We start from the raw sequence: 7072 nt of genomic DNA, 5'->3' as shown, positions 1-7072 counted from the left end.
GAGGTGTATAAGAGACAGCGTTGAGCAGCTGGTGCAGGCGGGCGGGCGGGGGCAGCGACACCAGCCGCGCGGCGATGGAGCTGGCGCCCTGCACCTCGAAGCCGTACTTGCGGCTGTACTCGGCGTTCACCGTCACGGAGAAGATGCCGGCCATGCCGCCTGTCGCGCCGCCGCCCACGGAGAACTCCGTGGACTCGCGGATGGTGAAGGTGAGCTTCGCCTCCAGCGTGGCCTCGGCGAAGGCGTAGAACGTGGGCGTGAAGCCGAGCGCGAGCAGGCTCCACAGCTGCCCGTCGCCCAGGTCCACGGTGCGCTCGGACATGCGCTTCGCGATGTCGAGCGAGTTGACGTCCAGCGCGTGCTGCGCGTCCGCCACCGCGCGCCCGAGCCTCTCGATGAGCTCCGGCAGCGGCGCGTCCAGCACCGTCATCATCGCGCGCTGGCCCTGCGGGGTGTTGTTTCCGGGCATGGGGGCTCCTTACGGGTACCAGCGCTCGAGGTAGTCGCCGATGGCCTGGAGGAACTGGGGCGGCGCGGGCACCGCCACCAGGCGGGCCTTGATGGTCGAGCTGCCGGACACGCTCAGCTCGTACTTCACCGCCAGGTGCGCATCCACGTTGAGGGCGCGCAGCTCGCGCTCGGAGCTCTCCTCGCGGTCCGCGGACGGCCTGCCGCCGATGCGCGCGCCCGACAGCAGGAAGGCGGCGGGGTTGCTGGTGCCCAGCATGGTGCCGGAGGGGCCGGAGACGGTGACGATGTTGCCCGCGGACTGGGCCTGGAGGCCCGCGGCCAGCAGACCGGAGCTGGAGCCCGCCGTGATGGCGGCGGCCAGGTTGCGCGCCGTGTCCGCGCCCGTCACCCCCAGCGTGAACTGCCCTGGCTGCGGGGCGACGCCGGCCTCCACGGCCACCAACTGCACGTTGTCGATGACGATGGTGTCGCGCGGCTGGGGCGAGGCCGGTGGGCGGCCGTCGCCGAAGCGGCGGGCCACGCGGATGGAGCCCGCGGCGGACAGGGCCGGCGCGGTGGGCGTGCGCGCGAACAGGGTGAACAGGGCGTGGTCGCCGGTGCCGTACAGGTAGACGCGGTCCCCGCGCGCGAAGGCGCCAAAGGCGGTGTTGGCGTTGGCGTCGCGGATGGCGCGGGCCAGGTTGGCGGCGGTGGACTCGGCGGTGGCGCCCACCGCGAAGGTGGTGCCCTGCGACGCGGTGCCCTGGGTGAAGTCCGTGCCGCGGAAGGTGACGACGGCCGTGGTGGGCGCGTTCGCCGGGGCGCGCGTGCGCGGGACGATGCGCGCCTCCCGGTCCGTCCCCGTGGGGTCGAAGGCGGCCGTGGCCGCGCCGGTGCGGGCCACCAGCGCCGCGGGCACTCCGCTGAACTCGAAGACGACGCGCCGGTTGGCCGCCAGGTCGGAGCTGCTGAAGCTGACCGTCGCGCCCATGCCCCGGGCCGTGAGCCGGCTGGCCGCCACGCCCCGCGACGTCAGCGCACGCAGGACGAAGTCCGCGCGCTTCTGGGACAGGCGCTGGTTGTAGCCGGGGGCCGGCGGGGAGCGCTGGTCCGCCCAGCCCTCCAGCGTCAGCGAGGCGGACGGGTGCTCCGCCAGCAGCGCCGCCACCGCGTCGAGGACGGCGGAGGGCTCGCGGTCCGTGCCGTAGGTGGTGGTGGGCACGTCGTGGATGTCGGTGTCGAAGTAGATGGCCCGGTTGCAGTCACCGCCCGACACGACGACGAAGGCCGCCGGGTCCACCTGCTGGCCGATGTCCGTCAGCGCCGCGCCCACCGTCGCCGCGGCGCTGGTGTAGCGCGTGCCGTTGGTGGCCGGCAGCAGCAGCGCGGGCGCGGGCGTCACGCTGCCCAGCCGCGCGATGACCAGGTTGTCGCCGGGCGCCGCCTGCGGCGAGGTGCGCACGGTGATGACGGAGCGGTTGATGGCGTAGAGGTCCGGGCGGTTGGTGCTGGCGGTGACGCCCGACTGCATCTCCCAGTCCATGAAGATGCCCTGCAGGTCCCCCGTGGCCTGGTTGGTCCAGACGGAGTTGTTGCGCAGGGCCACGAGCAGCTCCTGCGCCGTCTCCCACAGCGTGTCCTGGCGGGCGACGGGCAGGCCGGTGCTGTGGGGGCCCACGCCGCCGTCCAGCGCGTAGCTGGTGGTGCCCACCGTGAGGTGGCCCGGCGCGTTGGCGACCAATGCCAGACAGGCGTAGGGGGGGATGCCCTCGCCGTCCTGCACGGTGACGGTGGCGCTGCCGCTGGCGGAGGACGTCTCGAGGCTGTACTCGCTCGACTCGTTCTCGTTGTCGTAGTTGAAGTTGACGCCCACGTCGACGGTGGTCGAGTAGTAGACGTTGAGGTTCACCTCCAGGTCGGCGTACTGGAAGTGGTAGAAGGCCGGCCGCAGCCCCAGCGACAGCAGGTTCTGCGTCATGCCCGGCAGGACGGTCTGCCCCATGCGCAGCGTCTGATCCACGCTGTTGGTGTCCAGCTTGGCCTGGGCCTCGGCGATGGCGAGCCCCATGTCCCGGATGAAGTCGGAGATGTTGAGATCCGCGAGGATCTTCCCTGCTTTCGGCATGGTCTACCCCAGTGGTGAGGCAACGGGAGGAAGTGCGACGGCGACGTCGGGACGAACGGTGTCGGGCCTGACGACCCAGTAGGCGTGACGGTCCTGCTCCAGCGTGATGCGGCGCGCGTCCACGTGCAGCCCGGCGCGCGTCCACCCCAGCACCCGCTCCGACAGCGGGAGCCGCCCCGCGCCGGCCAGCGCCACCGCGGACTCCAGCCGGGTGCGCGCCTCGGACAGGCGCCCCAGCTTCGCCAGCGCCAGCCCGTGCCGCTCGTGGTGCGCGGCCAGGTCCTGCAGGCCCAGCTCGCTCGTGGGAGGCTGCTGCTGGTAGTGGGCCTCCACGCGCTGGCAGAAGGAGATGACGGCCTCGTGGGCCCCCGAGCGCTCCAGCGACTCGAGCACGCACCACGCATAGTGACGCTGGCAGACGTCGGAGCCGCCCTGGTGCGCGGCCAGCCGCAGCGCTTCCCGGTAGTGGCGCAGCGCCTCGTCATGCCGGCCGGCCAGCGCGAACACCTTGCCCTGTTCGGCCACCCGGAAGTGGAGTGCGGGGCCGCTCAATGCGACACCAGGGAGGTCCGCGTGCCACGTGAGCGCAGCTCCGCGACCAGCCAGCGTGCGCGCGTGTCCCCCACCGCGGGCTGGAAGGTGTGCGGCAGCCGGGAGAGCGCGCTGCGCGTCTCGTTGGCGGGCAGGCCCAGCGCCGTGGACAGCAGCTCCGCGGCCGCGGCGGGGTCCTTCGAGTCCTCCACCGTCAGGCGGAAGCTGCGGAAGTTGATGAGCTGCACGGCCAGCTTCGCGCCCGCGGCCTCCAGCGGGGCGGTGCGCGCCACCACGTCCGCGCGCGACAGTCCCGTGTGCAGCACCACCGGCAGCCGCTTGAGCACCTTGGGCACCAGCGCCGGGGGCATGCCCGTCTCACGCACCAGCAGCTCCGTGAAGCCGGCGTCCGAGGGGGCCGAGAGGAGGCTCACGTCGAACCGCTGGAAGGCATGGTCCAGGAGCCGCACCCCACCCCGCGGGCCCAGCTCCCTCCACACGCGCTCCGCCTGCTCGTGCGAGAGGTCCCTGGCCACCAGGGGGGCCTCCGCCGGGGTCACGCCCTGCGCCTCGAGCACCGGGCGGATCACCGCGAGGCTGACCGCGTCCGTGGCGAAGACGTCATAGCGGGCCGTGGGCGGATGGCTGGCGTCCACCTCCGCGCCCAGCGGGGCGAAGCGCGCCTGGAGCGCGTCCACGGTGGCCTGGGAGACGGAGCCGAGCACCGTGGGCGGCGTGGCGCAGAGCGCCGCGGCGGCGTCCGACAGGGGACACCCCAGGACGGCGGCCAGCTCCGTGCAGACGTCGCGGAAGCGCCCGCCGTCCCGCAGGTACAGCGCCACGTCGTAGGTGTGCACGGCGGGCGGAGGAAGGGGCGCGTCATCCGGCTCCACGACCACGCGCAGGCCGGCGTTGCCCAGCACCTCCGACAGGCTGCTGGCGAGCTGCTCGGGCAGCCCTCCCGCCAGCACGGCGGGGGCGCGGAACAGCCGCGCCGCGAGCTCCGCCGGAGCCAGATCGAAGTGGGGCACCAGGGCACGGACGATGCTCGCGGAGCCGCGGTGCAGTGAGAGAACAGTGACGCGCCGTGAACCGTTCATCATGAAACACGAAACACCAGCAGGTGTTTCAATGTCAACGATGCGCCGGGGCGTGATGCATTTGCCAATGTATGAGAAATCCCTGGTCTCCCCCCACCCCCCCCTGCGTCGGGACGCGGAGGGATGAAACACGCCGTGCGTCATTCCGGAAGGCCAGGTCCGGCGGTCCAGGGTCGCTGCCTGCCCGGCCTGTGCATCCGGGCACAGTGGCAACGGCTTGAGCGCGCATGGCCGCGGATGGAATGGCTCTCCATCCTCCCCCCGCGACATTCACGGGAGGATGGAACATGCGGACAGCGAAATTCTGGGTGGGGACGGTGCTGGCGGGCGCGCTGGCGCTTGGGTACGGGTGCGGGAGCAACGCGGAGAATCCCACGCCCCAGGAGGCAACGCAGCAGGGCCCGGACGCGGGGACCGACGGCGGCGTGGTGCTGACGCTCACCGACGCGCAGATCGCGCGCGTCCTGCAGGTGGCCAACGAGGGCGAGGTGATGCTCGGCCAGTACGCCGCGCCCATCGCCACCAACCCGGACGTCCGCGCCTTCAACGAGCAGATGGTGACGGAGCACACCGCCGTCAAACAACGGCTGGATGCGCTGCTCGCCACCGAGGGCATCGTCCCCGAGGACACCGCGCTGAGCCTCCAGCTGCAGGCGGAAATCCAGCAGCTGATGCAGGTCCTCCAGGGGCCGAACGCGCCCACGGGCGCCGCGCTCGACCTGGCGCTGATCAGCGCGCAGCTCAACGCGCACGCGCGCACCGCCTTCGTCGGCGACAGCCTGCTCACACCGCAGGTCGCCAACACGGCCCTGGCGCAGGAACTCACGACCGAGCGGCAGGCGGTGCAGATGCACATCGACAAAGCGACGGACCTCCAGTCCGGCCTGGTGATGCCGCCCGCCACGCCGTAGCCGTCTCATCCTGCCGCCGGAGCCCGTGGGCGTGTCCGCATCGAGCGGGGTTCAGCGGGCTTCGGCGACAGGGCGGAAGGAAGGAATGTGGGCTGAGCCACACTGCCATCGGCCGACCCTCTGAGGGTCACCGGACAGGAGGCTCCCCATCCTGCTCAAGCGACATTCACTGCGAGGTGAGAACATGCGTACGACGAAGTTCTGGATGGGAGCGGTGGTGGCTGGCGCCGTGGCGTTGGGTTTCGCGTGCAGTGACGACAACGAGCCCACCTTTGGCGATGTCCCGGAGATGCCTGACTTCGCGGACGTCCCCCCGGACGCGGGCGGCATCGCCGATGCCGGGCTGCTCCCCGACGCGGGAACGATGATGACGCTCACCGACGCGCAGATCGCGCGCGTCCTGCAGGTGGCCAACGAGGGCGAGGTGATGCTCGGCCAGTACGCCGCGCCGCTCGCCACCAACACGGCCGTGCGTGACTTCAACAACCAGATGGCCACGGAGCACACCGCCGTCAAACAACGGCTGGACGCGCTGCTGACGGCCCAGGGCATCGTCCCCGAGGACAGCCCCGTGAGCATCCAGTTGCAGAACGAGGTCCAGCAGCTGATGCAGGTCCTCCAGGGACCGGACGCGCCCACCGGCGCCGCGCTCGACCTGGCGTTGATCAGCGCCCAGCTCAACGCGCACGCGCGCACCGCCTTCGTCGGCGACAGCCTCCTGACGCTCCAGACCGACAACCCGCAGCTGGCGCAGGAACTCATGACCGAGCGCCAGACGGTGCAGCAGCACATCCAGGCAGCGCGGGACATCCAGTCCAACCTCGTGATGCCTCCCGCCACGCCGTAGCCCGGAGCACCCCGGGCGCGTTCCGCCGCCGGATAAAATATCGGCTCGGGCTCTCAGAACGTGAGAGCCCGGGCCCGTGCGCACGACCCGGGGGGGAGGATTCGACCCGGGTGCTTTCCAATCGTGTCGGCCCGGTTTAGTAGGAAATCGGACCGCCGATGCAAAAGCCCACCGAACCGACCTCCGCGCAGTCCGAGCCGTTGACGACGGGACGGATCCTTCGCGCCACGTATGAGATTGGCACCGTGCTGGGCAAGGGCGGCATGGGGGCGGTGTTCCTGGCGCGCCACCTGCGCCTGCCGGGCAAGCAGGTCGCCATCAAGGTGCTGCACGGCGCGGAGGCGCTGTCGGAAGAGGTGGCGGTGCGCTTCCGGCGCGAGGCGGAGATCGCCTCCCGGCTGGGGCATCCGAACATCGTGGAGGTGCTGGACTTCGACACCCTGGAGGACGGCACGCCCTTCATGGTGATGGAGTACCTGCGCGGCGAGGGCCTGTCGCGCCGGCTGCGCAAGCAGAAGCAGCTGCCCCTGGAGGAGGTCGTCTCCATCTCGCGGCAGATGGGCGCTGCGCTGCAGGCGGCGCACCGCGCGGGCGTGGTGCACCGCGACCTGAAGCCGGGCAACGTGTTCCTCGTCCCCACGGAGGCCGGCGGCGTCGTGGGCGAGCGCGTGAAGCTGCTCGACTTCGGCATCTCCAAGCTCGTGGACTCGCGCACCGTGCAGACGCTGGACTCGGTGCTGATGGGGACGCCGCAGTACATGGCCCCCGAGCAGGCCATGGGCCAGAACAGCAACGTGGACGCGCGCACGGACCTGTTCGCGTTCGGCTGCATCGTCTACGAGATGATCGCGGGCCGGCCGCCCTACTCCGGCGACAACATCGCGGAGCTCATCTATCAAATCGTCCACCTGGAGCCGCCGCCGCTCCTGTCGCTGGCGCCCCAGACGCCGCCGCACGTGGTGGCGGCCATCGCCCGTGCGATGGCGAAGAAGCCGGAGGACCGCTACCCGGACGTGGGCTCCTTCATCCTGGAGCTGACGGGCAGCCCGCTCCAGACGCTCGCGGAGGTGAAGCCGGAGCAGCGCTCGCGCCCCAGCCCCCCACGTCC

At 71.5% G+C, this 7072-nt stretch carries 7 protein-coding genes; 3 read left to right on the top strand and 4 right to left on the bottom strand.

Annotated features, from left to right (window positions below):
- The 4 genes from D7W79_RS36090 to D7W79_RS36075 form a co-directional block, all read right to left on the bottom strand.
- Positions 1-469 (bottom strand): hypothetical protein (locus D7W79_RS36090; protein WP_120529838.1); only part of this gene is annotated, 469 nt, incomplete at its 3' end.
- A gap of 9 nt (positions 470-478) precedes the next feature.
- Entirely contained in the window at positions 479-2575 is a 2097-nt protein-coding gene (locus tag D7W79_RS36085) for an OmpA family protein (protein WP_120529837.1), read from the bottom strand.
- Positions 2576-2578: 3 nt separating this feature from the next.
- The gene (locus tag D7W79_RS36080) at positions 2579-3127 is read right to left on the bottom strand and encodes a peptidylprolyl isomerase (protein WP_147442226.1); all 549 of its coding nucleotides are present in this window, start codon (positions 3125-3127) and stop codon (positions 2579-2581) included.
- The gene (locus D7W79_RS36075) at positions 3124-4209 is read right to left on the bottom strand and encodes a hypothetical protein (RefSeq protein WP_120529835.1); all 1086 of its coding nucleotides are present in this window, start codon (positions 4207-4209) and stop codon (positions 3124-3126) included. The genes D7W79_RS36080 and D7W79_RS36075 overlap by 4 nt, the downstream gene beginning before the upstream one ends.
- A 284-nt stretch (positions 4210-4493) precedes the next feature.
- Here D7W79_RS36075 and D7W79_RS36070 point away from each other — a divergent pair, with 284 nt between their 5' ends.
- From D7W79_RS36070 to D7W79_RS36060, 3 genes are all read left to right on the top strand, one after another.
- Positions 4494-5117, top strand: coding sequence for a DUF4142 domain-containing protein (locus tag D7W79_RS36070; protein ID WP_120529834.1), 624 nt, complete (start codon positions 4494-4496; stop codon positions 5115-5117).
- 184 nt (positions 5118-5301) lie between these two features.
- Complete coding sequence (locus tag D7W79_RS36065) at positions 5302-5964, top strand: DUF4142 domain-containing protein (protein ID WP_120529833.1); 663 nt, start codon at positions 5302-5304, stop codon at positions 5962-5964.
- A gap of 158 nt (positions 5965-6122) precedes the next feature.
- On the top strand, positions 6123-7072 hold a 950-nt coding region (locus tag D7W79_RS36060; RefSeq protein WP_147442225.1), incomplete at its 3' end, for a serine/threonine-protein kinase.

The organism is Corallococcus exercitus, from assembly GCF_003611585.1.
Taxonomy (GTDB): domain Bacteria; phylum Myxococcota; class Myxococcia; order Myxococcales; family Myxococcaceae; genus Corallococcus; species Corallococcus exercitus.
This window is presented reverse-complemented; position numbering and strand designations above follow the sequence as displayed.

Coding starts and splice junctions, on each gene's coding strand:
- D7W79_RS36085 (WP_120529837.1), bottom strand. CDS start 2,575: ATGCCGAAAGCAGGGAAGATCCTCGCGGATCTCAACATCTCCGACTTC.
- D7W79_RS36075 (WP_120529835.1), bottom strand. CDS start 4,209: ATGATGAACGGTTCACGGCGCGTCACTGTTCTCTCACTGCACCGCGGC.
- D7W79_RS36070 (WP_120529834.1), top strand. CDS start 4,494: ATGCGGACAGCGAAATTCTGGGTGGGGACGGTGCTGGCGGGCGCGCTG.
- D7W79_RS36065 (WP_120529833.1), top strand. CDS start 5,302: ATGCGTACGACGAAGTTCTGGATGGGAGCGGTGGTGGCTGGCGCCGTG.